Genomic DNA, 14,111 nt, shown 5'->3' on the forward strand with positions numbered 1-14,111 from the left:
GACGACGGGTCAGCCGCATCTAGGAGGCGGTGGGAGGAGGTGTCGGTGCCGACGGTGGGGCCGCGCCCGCTGAGGTCCGGCGTAGCGTCCACAGAGCACTGAAAGGGCGGCGTCGCGGACCGACGTGCGCATCGGCGGGTGTGTCCGCGGTCGCCTCGGTGACGGCCGCAAGGGCGGGTTGGCCTTGTCGTCCTTCACGTCGGCCGGCCTCCAGGGCCGCCGCGAGGCCTCGGCGGTGGAGCCGGCGCAGCAGAAGAGCCGCCGTCAGGCAGAGGGCCAATGCGACGAGGACGGCTGCGGCCCGGTAGACGAGAAGGATCACGACGGTGACCGACCTGGTGCTGGTATGCCCGTCGGGATTGGGGGCCGAAACACTGAGGCGGCACAGGCAGAACAGCGGAGGGGAGTGCCAGGTGGCGGTGACGGTGCGGGTGGCACCGCGCAGGACGGTGGCGTCACCGAAGCCGACGGTGGTCGAGCCGACCTTCGCGGTCAGGGGCTCGAGCGTGTCGTTGAAGGCACGGTGCACCGTGCCCGTGTTGTCGAGGGTCACGGCCAGGTGGATCGGGCCGCCGGCGGAGAAGCCAGGGGCCTACACGTCGGCCACGTCGATGTGGTCGACCGTGGTGCCGGGAACGGTGATGACCGCGGTCACCCGAACCGACGGCACATCACCGCCCGATGGGACCGTTTCGACTTCTGCCGATCAGCGGCGCGCCATTCGGCCCGCCGCTCCGTAAGCAGCACGGCCCATGGTGCTATCTATACGCATACGACCAACCATTGACGTGGCGCCAGCCTCACTGTGCGGCCGCAGAATGCTGCCACCGTCACGGCCGGACCATCAGGAGTGGGCTCGACGAGCCACTCCCACCCGGGACACCGCCCTCCTAGAAGGAGCGAAACCATGTCAAAGCTCGGCCGCATCGCGGCCACAGTCGCAACCGCCCTGATGTTCGCGCTCGCCGCTCCCGGGCCGGCCCATGCGGCCACCACGATCATCCAGGACAGCCTCACCCCGATCAGCGTATCGCCCGGCATCTCCACCCACGCCACCCTCCGCTTGCACTCGACGAGCTGCATCGTGGTGCAGCAGCTCGGAGTCGCCGTACGCGACGTGAACCAGCGCAATTTCGACTTCCCGATCCCGCTCAGCAACGTGACCATCTGCCCGTCAGGATTCACCTACACCTCGGGCGCGCGGACCTTCCTCGCCGGCACCTACTCGGAATTCGGCTACTACAAGGACAGCATGGGCTACCACAACCTGCCCCAGGAGACTCTGACGGTGGCCCCGCCGTCCGGGCCTCCGACGGATCCGACCCAGGGGAAGACCCTCACCTGGGACGAGGAGTTCAACCAGCCCATCGCCTACGGAACCCGCTGGGTCGGCACCACAACCAGCGCCTACCAGTACGGCAATCACAACCCCAATGACGACAAGCTCGACTGGCTGGCCCAGTCCGCTGTGACCGTCGCCCACGGTGTCGCCACCTTCACCGCCCAGCCCAGCTCCCACATCCTGGAGAACGGCAAGCAAGCGTGGACCACCGGGCTGCTCACCACCGAAGGTTCCTCGGAGGGCTTCCAGGTCCGGACGAACGACTACATCGAGACCCGGGTCCAGATGCCCTCCGGCATCGGCGCGTGGCCCGCTCTGTGGAGTTGGCGCAACGGCGACAACGAGATCGACAAGTACGAGTACCACCCCGACAACCCGAACCTGCTGGAGCTGACCAACCACGTCCAGGCGTCCCAGGACTACTACACCAATGCCGCCGGGGTGGCTCCGGGCGACTGGGTCGTCATCGGGACGCACTACGGCGCCACCTCGGTGGACTGGTACGTGGACGGCGTGAAGGTCTTCTCCGACGGGACCGGAGTGGGCACGTCCTGGTCGGCCTACCTCATCCTGAACCTATCGGTGGACGCGGGGACCTATCACCCCGGGCCGCAGAACTCCACGCCGATCACCTCGGCCGCCGACTACGTCCGGGTGTACCGGTGAGCGCACGCACCGCCCCCTCCGGCGGCACCGCCTCCGCGACGGCAGATGGCTCGTCCGCGCCACCGACGGCCGGTCAGATCCCTGGGCGCGGAAGCTCGCCAGCTGCCCGAGCCAGTCGTCCCGGCACCCTGATCGGTGGGCGCCCCCGGACACCCCAAGCGTCCCACGCACCGCAGCACGTTGATTCTCAGACAAGGCAGGTGCTTGCTATGACTCACGGACCAGGATCGCGCCGGCAGTTGGCGCTGTGGACGGTCGCGGCAGCATGCCTGCTGGGAGCAACCCCGGCCATGGCCGCAGATCCCTCCAACTCGCACTACGCCGTGGTCAGCGTCACAGTCCCGCCTGCTCCTCCGGGTGGGTCGACGACCGTCAACGTCCTGGTGGTCAACGATGGACCGGACACCAGCGCCTCGGCCCACAGCGTGCGGGTCACCCTGCCGAACGGCGCCACCACCACGGGCGCCTCTTTCCCCTCGACCTGCACCACCGACGGGACCGGCACCGTTGTCACCTGCGCGTTTCCGCCAGGCCTGCGCGCGCTGCGCACGGCCACCGTGCTTCTCCCCGTGCAGATTTCGCCGACCGCTCCCCCGCGCGGCGAACTGGACGGTGGCTGGGTACACCTCGAAAGTGCCGATGACCAGGTCAGCCCACTGCACGACGTGGAGTTCGACATCGTGACGCCGTAATCCCCGGGTGCCCGGGATCCCCGCCCCGGGCACCCTCGAACAAGACGGCACCAGCATCCAGCGGCAACACCGGCGGGGGCGCGGTGAGAGTGTCCGGCGACAGGGCATCAGCCATCAGGGCCCGCGGGCGACGGCGAAGTGAACCGTGGTTCAGCTGTCGCCGCCCCTGGGCTCGAGGTCGCCGATCACTCCGACCCGGATGCCGAACCACGGGTAGGTGAGGTTGAAGAACACGTTGTCCTGAGGCTGGAGTCCGACCGCGGAAGGCCACATCTGGAACGCGCCCGCGTTGGATACACCGCCGTGCGCGCGGCGCCAGATCCGTGCGGAGTCGCCTCCGGTCGGTGGGGGCGTGATCGTGTCGGTCCACTCGACCGCGTTGCCGCCTTGGTCGAGGGTGCCCCACAGTGAGGTGGTCCTCGCCTGGCCGACGGTGCTGAGGCTGCCCTGGTAGAGGTTGGCGTAGCTGACGGCGTCGAGCCCGAACGGGTTGACGGTGGCGCAGACATCGGGCTGCACCTCGCCGGGGCACCAGTTCGGCGCCGGCTGGCCGGTGGCATGGTACGAGGCGAGTGGCTGGGTCGCCGCGTTGACGACATCGCCGTTGGTGGGGTTGAGGACCGTGGGGGCGGGGGCGGTCGCATCGCCGTCGCCGAAGACTCCCGGGTTGGTCAGGTACTTCCACTGGCTCTCTGGATGCTCTCGCCCAGGTCTCCCGGCGGCAGCGCGACGTCGTTCCTTTCGCACGTGGCTACGAGACCCTCCCTGTCAGCTCCGAAGCCATGATCTACATCGCCTCGGTCAACAGCCTCGCCAAGCGCATAACGGGCGAGACCGCACCAACCTGGGATGCACCTATCAGGACATATAGGGTAATTCACTCACTTCAAATACCCTCTCAGTCATGCCCGTCGATGTCGATGGTCGAGGCCCGGACGCGGAGCCGGCACACCACCGCTATGGCTCCGGCGGCGACGAGCGCGACCAGCAGGGCCTCGCCGACCGGACGGATGGGGTGCAGCAGGGGAAGGGTCTGGCCCAGCGCCAGCGGGAGCGCGGCCAGGGCGAGGACAGACGGTGCGGTGCGATTGCGGCTCGGCCAGGCGAGCGCCCCGATCCCGACGACCAGCCACAGTGCCTGCGGCTGCAACAGGAAGGGCAGCGGGTAGGGATAGACCGACCGCAGCACGCCCGGCAGCAGGGCGGTCACCATGGCCAGCGCCAGGGCTCGTCGATACCGGAGCGAGGATCCGAGCAGGTCGCGGGGGGCAATCGCCATGAACAGGCCGGTAAGCACCCAGGACAGCGAAAACCCGACCACCATGACGCGCTGTCCCGCGAGTCCCCACGGAATGGTCAGCGCGCACAGTGGCAGGTACGCCAGTGCCAATAGCCCCCCGAAGCCGGCGAACACGCGTGCCGCCGTCCAGCGGTCGAGCCACACCGCCACCAGGGCCGTCGGCCACACGAGCTCCATCACCAGCCGGAACGCGCTCAGGACGCGGTGGTTGGCATCGCCGGCGAAGAGCGCGGCGGGGGCCTGCAGGTCGTGGGACAGCACGGCGACATTCGAGCCCGCGGCGATGGCGACAGCCAGCGGGGCGGCCAGGGCGATGAACCGGGCGGCGGCCCGGTCCGGGCTCAGGCCCACCCGCAGCCGCAGGGCGTGAGCGGCGATGTCTGCTGCCTCGCGCCATCCACCCAGCCGACCGGCGTCCTCACCCGCCTGCAGTGCGATCACGGTCAACTCGTCGCCGTGCTCAGCTCGGTAGCGGGACGGGAGCAGGCGCAGCGCCCAGGCCAGGGGGCCGGGGACACGGTGTGTCGGCGTCATGCGATGGCACTCCTGGTCTTGGCGCTCGCGGGGGGTGAGATACGACGCTCCAGCTCGCCCACCAGGGCGCGCAGGCGGGCGGTCTCCGCGTGGACGACCTGGGCGCCGGGCTCGGTCAGGGCGTAGACCTTGCGGGCGCGCCCGTCGACGATCTCTTCCCGCTCCACTCGGATCAGTCCGTCATGGACCAGCCGCTGGAGCGCCCCGTAGAGGCTGCCGGTGCGCAGCCGCACCCGGCCGCCCGAGAGTGCGGCCACTTCGGCGATCAGCCCGTAGCCATGCCGCGGCGCCTCGACCAAGGAGGTCAGCAGCAGCAGTTGCGGTTCCTGTAGAGGGAGATCACTCATAGGCGAAGATATATCGGGAAAAAATATATGCCGTCAAGAAATCTGTCCAAGTACAAGGCACCCAACCTCCCCCTCGACCACATGGGCACCGACCGTCCGGCGGGCAGGTCGGCGAAGGCGAGGTCCGCGTCGAGGGGCTGGACGCTGGTCGTCGACCTGCCCCGCCACGCGGTGCGCGTCACGGTGACCGTGCCGAACACACAGGTCAGAGGCCGGGAATGCCCTGACTCGCGATGCGGGCGGACCTTGCCGTCCGCTCCCCGGACCACCTTCCGGTCGGCCTGGCGCGTCTGCGCGCTGGTTGCGCTCGTCAAGCCGTCGCAGCAACTCGGCGCGGTTGAGGGGGAGATACACCAGAACCCAGTGGCGTTCCGGGTTGGCTTCTGGCCCATCGGCGTTCCTCCCCGGCGGACCGCAGCCAAGGACGACGCGCCATCCCGTGCATCCCAGGCAAGCCGTGAACCGGATCAGCCGCGTGCAGGTGAGCTGCAGCGATCCCTCGATCCGCTCCGGCATGCCGGAACCTTCCGGCCGATGGTGCCCTACGACTCACCCCTGGACCGCCAGAAGTACAGCAGCAAAGTACAGCAACAGGGCCGTCCAGCAGTGACCACCAACACCCCTGACACCACCTCTGACCTGCGTAGATGACCTCAGCGACCATGCTGCCCGCAATTCGGGACGAAGAGGCCGTGGGTTCAAATCCCGCCACCCCGACCCAGTAACACCAGCTCAGGGCCGGTCTCCCGCAAGGGAGACCGGCCCTGACTGCTTGTCGGGGGCCGCTCCGGAGAAACGTCTCGGAGCAGCTCTCCGGGGTGGCCCTACTGACAGGCCTTCAGCAGAGCGTCGAGCACCGCCGCGGATGACCCGGGAGCGTTATCGTGTCTGCCGTCCGCCGCGGGGGGCGAGTAGGATCCGCGAGCATGGCCCTGAGCATGAGCGACGTGGACCGGTTCGAGGCTGCCAGGCCCCGGCTGGAGGCGATTGCGTACCGGCTGCTCGGCTCGGCGGGTGAGGCGGAGGACGCCGTGCAGGAGACGTTCCTGCGCTGGCAGGCGACCGACGTCGAGCGACTCGATGTGCCCGAGGCCTGGCTGACCAGGGTCCTCACCAACTTCTGCCTCAATCAGCTCACTTCGGCACGCGCCCGGCGTGAGACGTACGTGGGAAGGTGGCTCCCCGAGCCGCTGCTCGCCGGGGACCCGATGCTCGGCCCGGCCGACACCGTGGAGCAGCGCGAGTCGGTGTCGTACGCCGTCCTCGTCCTGCTGGAGCGTCTGTCGCCCAACGAGCGGGCGGTGTACGTGCTGCGCGCGGCCTTCGACTACCCGCACCGGGAGATCGCCGAGATCCTGGAGATCACCGAGTCCGCCAGCCAGCAGATCTACCACCGGGCCAAGAAGCACGTCGCGGACGGCAAGGCGCGCACCGAGATCGACGAGGCCGCCGCCCGCAGGATCGTCGAGGAATTCCTGGCCGCGGCAACCAGCGGCCGTACCGAACCCCTCATACGCCTGCTCACCCAGGACGCCATCGCGGTCGGCGACGGCGGCGGGAAGGTCCCGGCTCGCGCGAAGGCGTTCGAGGGCGCGCTCGCGGTCGCCAAGTTCCTGCGCGGCCTGTTCAAGCCCAGCGAGGCAAAGCGGGCCTATGTCGGCGGCGCGCCCGAGGTCCACGGCACAACCGCCAACGGTGAGCCCGCCATCGTGGCGGTCGTGGACGGCCGGGTCGTCGGAATCATGTGCCTGGAGGTCACCCCGGAGGGCATCGCCGCGGTCCGCAGCCAGGTCAACCCCGACCGGCTGGTCCGCGCGACCGAGCAGTGGGCCGCCGCGGACCACGGGGGTTCCCCGCTCCACACCCTCTGATCCGATCCGCGCACGATGTGACGTGGCTCACATCCCGATCCTGTCAGGAAACGCCGGGCTGCCCGGTTCAAGGGGCGCAACCGCGCAAGACAACGGCGGACCCCACGCAGACAGGAGCAGGCACATGCAGCACCGCATCGTCGTCCTCGGAGCCGGCTACACCGGAGCCTTCGCCGCCGGGCGCCTCGCCAGGCGGCTGCACCGCGAGGACGTCACCATCACCCTCGTCAACCCCGAGCCCGACTTCGTCGAGCGGGTCCGGCTGCACCAGCTCGCGGCCGGCCAGGACTTCACGCCCCGGCCGTTCAGCGAGATGTTCGCGGGCGCGGGCGTGGAACTGAAGCTCGCGAAGGTCACCGCTGTGGACGTGGACCGCAAGACGGTGAGGATCACCGCCGTGGACGGCCCCGCGCGGGAGGAACTCGAGTACGACACGCTGGTCTACGCCCTCGGCAGCGGTTGGAACGACGAGGGCGTACCCGGCACCGCCGAACACGCCCACGAGATCTCCAGCCGTCCCGGAGCTCTCCGCCTGCGCGAGCGCCTGGCCGCCCTGGACGCCGGTCGGCCCGTGGTCGTGGTCGGCGCCGGCCTGACCGGCCTGGAGGCCGCGACCGAGATCGCCGAGGCGCGCCCGGACCTCGATGTCGCCCTGGCGGCTCGTGGCGCTCTCGGTGACGGGCTCTCGGAGAAGGGTCGCGCCCACCTGCGGAAGGTGGTGGACAAGCTCGGCATCAAGGTCCACGAACACACGGCGGTCACCGCGGTGGAGGCGGACGGCGTGACGGCGGCCGACGGCACGACCATCCCCGCCGAGGTCACCGTCTGGACCACCGGCTTCGCTGTCCACCCGATCGCCCATGCCAGCACCCTGGAGCTCACCGACCGCGGCCAGATCGTGGTCGACTCCACGATGCGCTCGGTCTCCCACCCGGACGTGTACGCCGTGGGCGACGCGGCGATGGCGATCGGCCCGGGCGGAAAGCCCCTCCGGATGTCCTGCGCCTCGGGCGTTCCGATGGCCTGGCAGGCCGCCGACGCCATCGCCGCCCGCCTCACCGACACCAAGGTCCCCAGCGTCACCATCCGCTACTTCCAGCAGTGCATCTCCCTCGGCCGCAAGGAGGGCCTGATCCAGTTCGTCACCGCCGACGACCGAGCGGTCGACCGCGCCCTCACGGGCCGCGTGGCCTCCCTCTACAAGGAACTGATCTGCAAGGGCGCAGCCTGGGGCGTCGCCAACCCGACCGCGGGCATCCCGTCCCGGCGCCGGCGGGTCGTGCGGCAGGAGGCCCGAAGCGGTGCACGGGCGGAGGCAACCGCGGCCTGACCCCGCCCCCTGGGGCATCAGCGGGCGCGCCAGGCGCCGAGAAGTTCATCCGGTCCGTACGTTGCCTGGAGCCCGGCGCAGCTGACGCCGCTTCGGGAGACTGCGACGAGCGGGACCGGGTCGTCTGTGAGTGCGGCCCGGTGCTTGTGCAGGGCTGCCAGGTCGTGAGCGTCGAAGGGAGATGTCTCCAACCACTTGATCGACCCGAGAAACAACAACTGCTTGGCTACGGGCTGACGATCAGCGCCAACGAGATCGATCTCGACGTCGTTGCTACGGGTCCAGTAGCCACCGACGGCCGGGGCGGCCGGCAGATCGCCGTCGGGCAGGATACGGACGAGCGACTCGCGGATCAGCGGCTCGACGGCTCGGCCTCGCCAACTGGTCCACTGCTCCCGGATTCGCGCCATGGTGAGATCACCGCGCATGCGCTCGATCTCTGCCATGTGCGGATCCAGGAAGGCCAGCCAGAAGCGCAGGTACGGGTCCGCCACGCGGTAGCGGCGCTCCTTGGAGGGGTGCAGCGCAATCGGAAGTTCGGCCGCCACCACGCGCTTGTCGATGAGCAGGTCCGCTGCCCTGCTGAGGGTGCTGTGCGCGATGCCGCCGGCGGCCCGGGCGATGTTGGTGAACGTCCGCTCGCCCGTCCCGATCGCTCGCAACACCTCCCGGCCCATCGCCTGCGGGGGGAACTCGGCAGCCAACGACCGCTCGGCCGAAACGAGAAGCGCGGAGATCGGATTCTCCAGCGCTGCGCCGAGGAACTCCCACATCGTGGCACCGACCGGCCACTCTCGACAGATCAGTGGCAGCCCACCGGTGATCAGGGCGGCGTCGAAAGCAGTCGCAGGCTCGAGCTCGAGCATCTCGCTGAGGTCTGCCGGGTTGAACGGCCCCACGACCATCTCGCGTCCGCGCTGATGGAACGGCCTGTCGTAGCTGTTGAGAGCCTCCATCATCGACAGATCCGAGCCGACGAGTAGAAGTAGGACAGGCTTGTGACTGAGCAGTCGGTCCCACGCGCGTTGGAGCATGCCCTCGAAGGCATCGATGCGCTCCATAAGGTAGGGCACCTCGTCGATCACCACCACGCTGGGTGAGTCGTCGGGCAGGATCTCGGCAAGCAGCCGGAAGGCAGCGTTCCACTGGGTCGGCACCTCCTCCGCGAAGACTGCCTTGCCCGGCAGCGTGGAGGTGGCGACCGCGTCGAGCAGTTCCACCAGTTCATCCTCGGCAGATCCACCGCCGGCTGTGAAGAACAGCTGTGGGACCTCCGCACGCCGCAGGAACTCTTCGACCAGCGTCGACTTCCCGACCCGTCGCCGCCCTCGCATGAGCAGGCACTGCCCGGGGCGGGCGGCATCAGCGCCGGCTTCTCGGACTTCGTGGAGCGCGCGGTCCAGGATGCGCAGTTCTCGACCCCGACCGATAAAGCGATGCATGTGGGGACCTCATCAGGGTGGCGGAGACAGCAAGGACGGCGGAGACATCGGCAAGATAGTAGCGCCAGAGATAGTATCTCGCTGGAAACTATCTACCCAGCGTGCGCCCCGAAGGAGAAGGTGCCCCGCGCGCACGACATCCCGGCGGCTCGCGTAGTCAGAGGGGTATGCACGGGGATCACAGGACGAGGGAACAGGCGGGAACCGCGTGAAGTCAGCACAGGAGGATGAGTATCTGGAGTTCGTGGCCGCAAGGGCGAAGGCGCTGTACCGCTCGGCGTACGTGCTCGCGGCCGGCGACACGCATCTTGCCGAGGACCTGGTCCAGGAGACCCTCAGCCGGGTGTACGTGCACTGGAACCGGGTGGCCGGTGCGGACAGCCCGGCGGCCTACGCCCAGACGGTTCTGGTCCGCACGTTCCTCAGCCTGCGGCGTCGGCGAAGCACCGGCGAGCGCCCCACCGGGAACCTGCCCGACGGTGCGGCGGCCGGCCCGGACACCGCACTGCGGCTCACTCTGCTGGACGCGCTCGGCCAACTCCCGCCCCGCGACCGGGCGGTGCTTCTGCTGCGCTACTGGGAGGACCGCAGCATCGAGGAGACCGCCCAGATGCTCAGGCTGAGCAGCAGTGCGGTCCGCTCCCAGGGCACCCGTGCGCTCGGCAGGGCGCGTGCGTTGCTCGGCGACAGCCTGTCCGACCTGGTTCCGCACTGAGCACTGAGCACCGTGCACGCAGGTCAGAACCCGCTGCAACGCCACCATCGGCGACAGAAAAGCGACAGAAAAGCGATAGAAGGTGACTTCAGCATGCCGTTCGAAGCAGACCTCGCCCATGCCCTGGACCGCACGACCGACTCCCTCGAACCCGATCTCACCGCGCTCCTGAGCGGGGCCGTCGAGCGCGGGCGGAGCCGTCGGCGTCGGCGCAGCGCCGGCGTCATCGCCGGGGTCGGCGCCTGCGTCGTGATCGCGGCAGCCGGCCTGCTGATCCCCGGCGCGCTCGCCGGGACCAACTCCGCGGGGTCCGACATCGAGCCGGTGGCGCTGGCGATGCCCCGTTCTGCGATCACCGGCACCCAGATGATCCAGGCCCTGGAGACGACGTTCCCCGGGGGCCGGTTCAGCCAGGTGACCGGGCAGAGCAACAACCCCTCGGATCCGTCCGGCGGGTACGTCGCCAACGGTGAACTGGTCGTCGACGACGGGCACGGCGCCGCCATGGTCGGCGTCTCGGCCGTGCGGCTCAAGCTGCCGCTCCGGGACGGCGACGGGCTGAGCTGCAAGCGGACGCCCGCGCGGGCCGCAGGTGACACCTGCACGCTGAGCGAGCTGGCGAGCAGTGCCGCGATTCCCGGCGGGGCCGTGGTGATGTCGCAGGAGAACGCGGCCGAGCACCCGGCTGGTGCCGACACCGCCCACCGCTGGACGGTGACGGTGACCCTGAAGTCGACCGGCGCGCAGCTTCAGCTGGTGGAGTGGAACAGCATCGGCGGCGGCAGTGGCGCCGAGGTGCCGAAGCCGACCCGTGCCGCTCCCCCGCTCTCCGAGCAGCAGGCGGTGGCCGCACTCACCGGTGCCACCTGGGCGCCGGTCCTGGGTGCCGTCGCCTGACCCGTGAGGGGCGTACGGGCCTGTGGACGCAGTTCGGCGGGCCGCCCCGGGTGGGCGGCCCGCCGATGTCTGGCTGCGTGGTTCCTTAGTGGAGCGCGAGCCCCACAGCCGTCGCACCCGAGCTGTTGACGGGCAGCACGGAGTCGTACCACGCACCGTTGGCGCTGTGGACCTCGTGCAGCTGGCCGCCCTCGATGGCCTCGATCACGCGGTCACCGGTCGACTTGATCTTGCCCGACAGCGCGGTGATGCCGCTGACGCCGGGGACCGCACCGTCGTGCCAGCCGTCAGAGGCGCTGTACACCTCGTGCAGCTGGTTGTTCTCGATCGCCTCGATCACCCGGCCACCCGCAGCGCTGAAGCTGAAGCTCAGCGCGCTGATGCCGTTGACGCCGGGGATCACGCCGTTGTGCCAGCCGTCGGAGGCGCTGTACACCTCGTGCAGCTGGTTGTTCTCGATCGCCTCGATCACCCGGCCACCGCCGGAGCTGTAGCTGAAGCTCAGCGCCGAGATACCGGACAGACCCGGGATCACGCCGTCGTGCCAGCCGTCGGACGCGCTGTACACCTCGTGCAGCTGGTTGTTCTCGATCGCCTCGATCACCCGGCCACCGCCGGGGCTGTAGCTGAAGCTGAGCGCCGTGATGCCGGACAGGCCCGGGATCACGCCGTCGTGCCAGCCGGTCGCGTCGGAGTAGATCTCGTGCAGCTGGCCGTTCTCGATCGCCTCGATCACCCGGCCACCCGTGGAGTTGTAGGTGAAGCTCAGCGCGCTGAGACCGCTGATACCCGGCACCGTGGTGTCGTGCCAGCCGGCCGCGTCGGTGTAGACCTCGTGCAGCTGGCCGTTCTCGGCCGCCTCGACCGTCCGGTTGCTGCCGGTGGCCGGTGCGCAGACCAGGTCCATCACCTTGTCGGCGTTCGGGGTGCCCAGGCCGGTGGCCATGTCGTAGCCGGGCGCGGCGGCGTAGAGGCCGTTCTGCAGGCCGGCGACGTCGTTGTTACCGGTGGTGATGTCCCGCAGCGTGCCGGTGACACCGTTCTTGGCAGCCTGGTAGAGCGTCGGGTTGAGGAAGCCCACCCGCCCGGAGCAGCTGCCCGGGCCGTTCTGGTGCGCCGCGATGGCCGCCCAGAGCGGAGCTGCACCGCTGGTGCCACCGATCAGCATCCAGTAGCCGGCGCCGGTGGAGACGACGTAGCCGGTCGACGGGTCGGCGTCGGCGGCCACATCGGGGGACTGCCGGCAGACCGAACCGGCCGCGGCCTGGCAGTTGTTGGCGTAGCCCGGAGCGACGAAGCCGGACTGGTAGAACGGGTTGGTGCTGGTGCTGCCGTTGACGGCCCAGCGGGAGACGCCGCCGCCGCTCGCGCCGCCGTGGCTGTTCCACACCGTCTCGGAGACGGCGCCGGCGGTGTCGGTCAGGCTGGTGCCGCCGACGCCGGTGACGTACGGCTGGCTGGCCGGGTCGGAGGCGCTCAGCACGTTGGTGACGCTCGGCGGTGCACCGGCGCTCTGCAGGTTGTAGCAGGAGCTGGAGCCGTCGTCGCCGGAGGCCGCCACCACGGTCTGGCCCTGCAGCGCCGCCTGGAGGAAGATGTCCTGCTCGGCCTGCAGGTCGCTGGTGGCCATCACCTGGTCGCAGATGCCCCAGCTGGTGCTGACCACCTGGGCGCGGTTGTCCGTGACGATCTGACGGTAGGTGTTCTGGATCGCCGCCTCGTTCGCGTTGGCGGCGTCCGGGCCCTGGTAGACCAGCACGTTCGCCTTGGGCGCGAGGCCGATGACGGTGTCGAGGTCAAGCGCGGTCTCGACGCCGACGTTGTTGTTGTCCGGCGGGGCCTGCACACCGGCGTTGACCTTGACCCGCTGCACCGAGGCGTTGGTGCCGTAGCAGGACTGGAAGCCGGCCAGACCGGCGTCCGAGAAGTCCTCCAGCGCGAAGATCGCGACCGTCGTGCCGGCGCCGCCCTCGGTCATGCTGTTCAGCCCGTAGGCCGAGGCCAGCGCGGAGGAGCTGAAGTAGTCCTTGCCGTCGGTCTTGCCCGTGAAGGCCCCGACGACGCCCGAGCACAACTGCGGGTACGCCGCGGCCGTGTGCGGGGCCGCGAAGGCCGCGTGCGCGTTCAGGGTGGTCTGGGCCGAGGCCGCGGCCACGTGGTTGCTGCGCTCGCGGACCAGCGTGTTCAGACCGACGACCGAGACGATCGACCCGGCCACGTCGGAACGCACCGCGGGGGCGTCCGTGTTCAGGAAGCCCGTGCTGCCGTCGGACAGCCGGTAGCCGGCCAGGTCCACGCTGAAGGCCTGCTTGGCCTGCGCGACGGTGGTGGAGATCGGGAGGGTGAGGCCGTCGGCCGCGAGGTCGCCCGGGTGCAGGCCCTGCGCCGTGAGCGCCGCCTTGACCTTGGCAACGGCGGCCGGGTCCGCGCCGAAGCGCTGGGCGAACTCACCGGTCTGCAGGAAGTGGTGGTAGTACGGCGACGACTTGTCGGTCGTCGCTGCGGCGAGGGCCTTGGCGCCGGCCTCGTCGCGCGACTTCAGGTGCACGCTCAGCTGCACCGGGGTGTTGTCCGCCGGAGCGGCGGTCCGGACCGCGTCGCTCGGCGCGGTCGCGACCGTGCCGACGCGCTGCGTCGTCGGTGCGTCGGCCTGGGCGATGGGCAGGCCCGCGTAGGTGATCAGGGCCGCGGTGGCAACGACCAGAGCGGCCGCGCGTGACAGCGGTATCGCGGTCAGCGGTGGCTGTGCGTGTCGCGTCGGATGAGTCATCCGCGCTCCCCCCAATGGGTGATTCCAACGAACCCTCATATGAGAATCCGACTGGAGTTCTATCAGTTCGTGCGGACATCTCTGCGCGCAGGATGGCTCACTGACCCCTCGGGGGCTCCTCGCCGGCGGTTCCTGCCGGTTCTTGCTGCACAGCTGCATACCGGGTATACATACTCAGTATGCGAGGCTGTCGACGATCGAGTCG

Annotated in this window: 13 protein-coding genes and 1 pseudogene; 8 read left to right on the plus strand and 6 right to left on the minus strand. The window is 69.7% G+C overall.

Going from position 1 to position 14,111, the window contains the following annotated elements; genetic code table 11:
• Positions 1-19: 19 nt before the first annotated feature.
• Entirely contained in the window at positions 20-553 is a 534-nt protein-coding gene (locus P3T34_RS18900) for a hypothetical protein (protein WP_280667211.1), read from the minus strand.
• Positions 554-907: 354 nt separating this feature from the next.
• Between P3T34_RS18900 and P3T34_RS18905 the strand changes: the two genes are divergently transcribed.
• Together P3T34_RS18905 and P3T34_RS18910 are read left to right on the plus strand one after the other, a co-directional pair.
• Positions 908-2,008 (plus strand): family 16 glycosylhydrolase, encoded by a 1,101-nt coding sequence (locus tag P3T34_RS18905; protein ID WP_280667212.1) that lies wholly within the window; start codon positions 908-910, stop codon positions 2,006-2,008.
• Positions 2,009-2,217: 209 nt separating this feature from the next.
• Positions 2,218-2,700 (plus strand): hypothetical protein, encoded by a 483-nt coding sequence (locus P3T34_RS18910; RefSeq protein WP_280667213.1) that lies wholly within the window; start codon positions 2,218-2,220, stop codon positions 2,698-2,700.
• Positions 2,701-2,850: 150 nt separating this feature from the next.
• Here the strand turns inward: P3T34_RS18910 and P3T34_RS18915 are convergent, their stop codons facing one another.
• Entirely contained in the window at positions 2,851-3,447 is a 597-nt protein-coding gene (locus P3T34_RS18915) for a hypothetical protein (RefSeq protein ID WP_280667214.1), read from the minus strand.
• Here P3T34_RS18915 and P3T34_RS18920 point away from each other — a divergent pair.
• Positions 3,444-3,548: pseudogene (locus P3T34_RS18920) on the plus strand (IS5/IS1182 family transposase); the annotation flags it as partial. The gene P3T34_RS18915 and the pseudogene P3T34_RS18920 sit on opposite strands and share 4 nt — an antisense overlap.
• Before the next feature lie 50 nt (positions 3,549-3,598).
• Here P3T34_RS18920 and P3T34_RS18925 read toward each other — a convergent pair.
• Together P3T34_RS18925 and P3T34_RS18930 are read right to left on the minus strand one after the other, a co-directional pair.
• A complete protein-coding gene (locus tag P3T34_RS18925) occupies positions 3,599-4,534 on the minus strand; it encodes a hypothetical protein (protein WP_280667215.1) in 936 nt (311 codons plus the stop codon).
• Positions 4,531-4,881: a PadR family transcriptional regulator gene (locus P3T34_RS18930; protein ID WP_280667216.1), complete on the minus strand. Its 351-nt coding sequence runs from the start codon at positions 4,879-4,881 to the stop codon at positions 4,531-4,533. Before P3T34_RS18930 ends, P3T34_RS18925 begins: the two co-directional genes overlap by 4 nt.
• An 81-nt stretch (positions 4,882-4,962) precedes the next feature.
• On the opposite strand from P3T34_RS18930, the gene P3T34_RS18935 reads away from it, so the two are divergent.
• The 3 genes from P3T34_RS18935 to P3T34_RS18945 all read left to right on the plus strand — a co-directional run bounded on the left by P3T34_RS18935 (position 4,963) and on the right by P3T34_RS18945 (position 8,082).
• On the plus strand, positions 4,963-5,532 hold the full coding sequence (locus P3T34_RS18935; RefSeq protein WP_280667217.1) for a hypothetical protein: 570 nt from the start codon (positions 4,963-4,965) through the stop codon (positions 5,530-5,532).
• Between the two features lie 275 nt (positions 5,533-5,807).
• Positions 5,808-6,752 carry an RNA polymerase sigma factor SigJ gene (sigJ, locus tag P3T34_RS18940; protein ID WP_280667218.1) on the plus strand — a complete coding sequence of 315 codons (945 nt, stop codon included), beginning with the start codon at positions 5,808-5,810 and terminating at the stop codon, positions 6,750-6,752.
• A gap of 124 nt (positions 6,753-6,876) precedes the next feature.
• On the plus strand, positions 6,877-8,082 hold the full coding sequence (locus P3T34_RS18945; RefSeq protein WP_280667219.1) for an FAD-dependent oxidoreductase: 1,206 nt from the start codon (positions 6,877-6,879) through the stop codon (positions 8,080-8,082).
• Positions 8,083-8,099: 17 nt separating this feature from the next.
• Here the strand turns inward: P3T34_RS18945 and P3T34_RS18950 are convergent, their stop codons facing one another.
• The gene (locus P3T34_RS18950; RefSeq protein ID WP_280667220.1) at positions 8,100-9,524 is read right to left on the minus strand and encodes a DUF234 domain-containing protein; all 1,425 of its coding nucleotides are present in this window, start codon (positions 9,522-9,524) and stop codon (positions 8,100-8,102) included.
• 208 nt (positions 9,525-9,732) lie between these two features.
• Between P3T34_RS18950 and P3T34_RS18955 the strand changes: the two genes are divergently transcribed.
• Positions 9,733-10,239: a SigE family RNA polymerase sigma factor gene (locus tag P3T34_RS18955; protein ID WP_280667221.1), complete on the plus strand. Its 507-nt coding sequence runs from the start codon at positions 9,733-9,735 to the stop codon at positions 10,237-10,239.
• Between the two features lie 93 nt (positions 10,240-10,332).
• Positions 10,333-11,136, plus strand: a complete 804-nt coding sequence (locus P3T34_RS18960) for a hypothetical protein (protein ID WP_280667222.1) — start codon at positions 10,333-10,335, stop codon at positions 11,134-11,136.
• A gap of 85 nt (positions 11,137-11,221) precedes the next feature.
• Here the strand turns inward: P3T34_RS18960 and P3T34_RS18965 are convergent, their stop codons facing one another.
• Positions 11,222-13,906 (minus strand): S53 family peptidase, encoded by a 2,685-nt coding sequence (locus P3T34_RS18965; RefSeq protein WP_280667223.1) that lies wholly within the window; start codon positions 13,904-13,906, stop codon positions 11,222-11,224.
• Positions 13,907-14,111: the final 205 nt, after the last annotated feature.

The sequence above is a fragment of the Kitasatospora sp. MAP12-44 genome (genome assembly GCF_029892095.1).
Lineage (GTDB): Bacteria > Actinomycetota > Actinomycetes > Streptomycetales > Streptomycetaceae > Kitasatospora.

What these genes read in the sequence shown, in the direction of transcription:
- P3T34_RS18905 (WP_280667212.1), top strand. Translation starts at nt 908, where the DNA reads ATGTCAAAGCTCGGCCGCATCGCGGCCACAGTCGCAACCGCCCTGATG.
- P3T34_RS18910 (WP_280667213.1), top strand. Translation starts at nt 2,218, where the DNA reads ATGACTCACGGACCAGGATCGCGCCGGCAGTTGGCGCTGTGGACGGTC.
- P3T34_RS18925 (WP_280667215.1), bottom strand. Translation starts at nt 4,534, where the DNA reads ATGACGCCGACACACCGTGTCCCCGGCCCCCTGGCCTGGGCGCTGCGC.
- P3T34_RS18930 (WP_280667216.1), bottom strand. Translation starts at nt 4,881, where the DNA reads ATGAGTGATCTCCCTCTACAGGAACCGCAACTGCTGCTGCTGACCTCC.
- P3T34_RS18935 (WP_280667217.1), top strand. Translation starts at nt 4,963, where the DNA reads ATGGGCACCGACCGTCCGGCGGGCAGGTCGGCGAAGGCGAGGTCCGCG.
- sigJ (WP_280667218.1), top strand. Translation starts at nt 5,808, where the DNA reads ATGGCCCTGAGCATGAGCGACGTGGACCGGTTCGAGGCTGCCAGGCCC.
- P3T34_RS18945 (WP_280667219.1), top strand. Translation starts at nt 6,877, where the DNA reads ATGCAGCACCGCATCGTCGTCCTCGGAGCCGGCTACACCGGAGCCTTC.
- P3T34_RS18950 (WP_280667220.1), bottom strand. Translation starts at nt 9,524, where the DNA reads ATGCATCGCTTTATCGGTCGGGGTCGAGAACTGCGCATCCTGGACCGC.
- P3T34_RS18960 (WP_280667222.1), top strand. Translation starts at nt 10,333, where the DNA reads ATGCCGTTCGAAGCAGACCTCGCCCATGCCCTGGACCGCACGACCGAC.
- P3T34_RS18965 (WP_280667223.1), bottom strand. Translation starts at nt 13,906, where the DNA reads ATGACTCATCCGACGCGACACGCACAGCCACCGCTGACCGCGATACCG.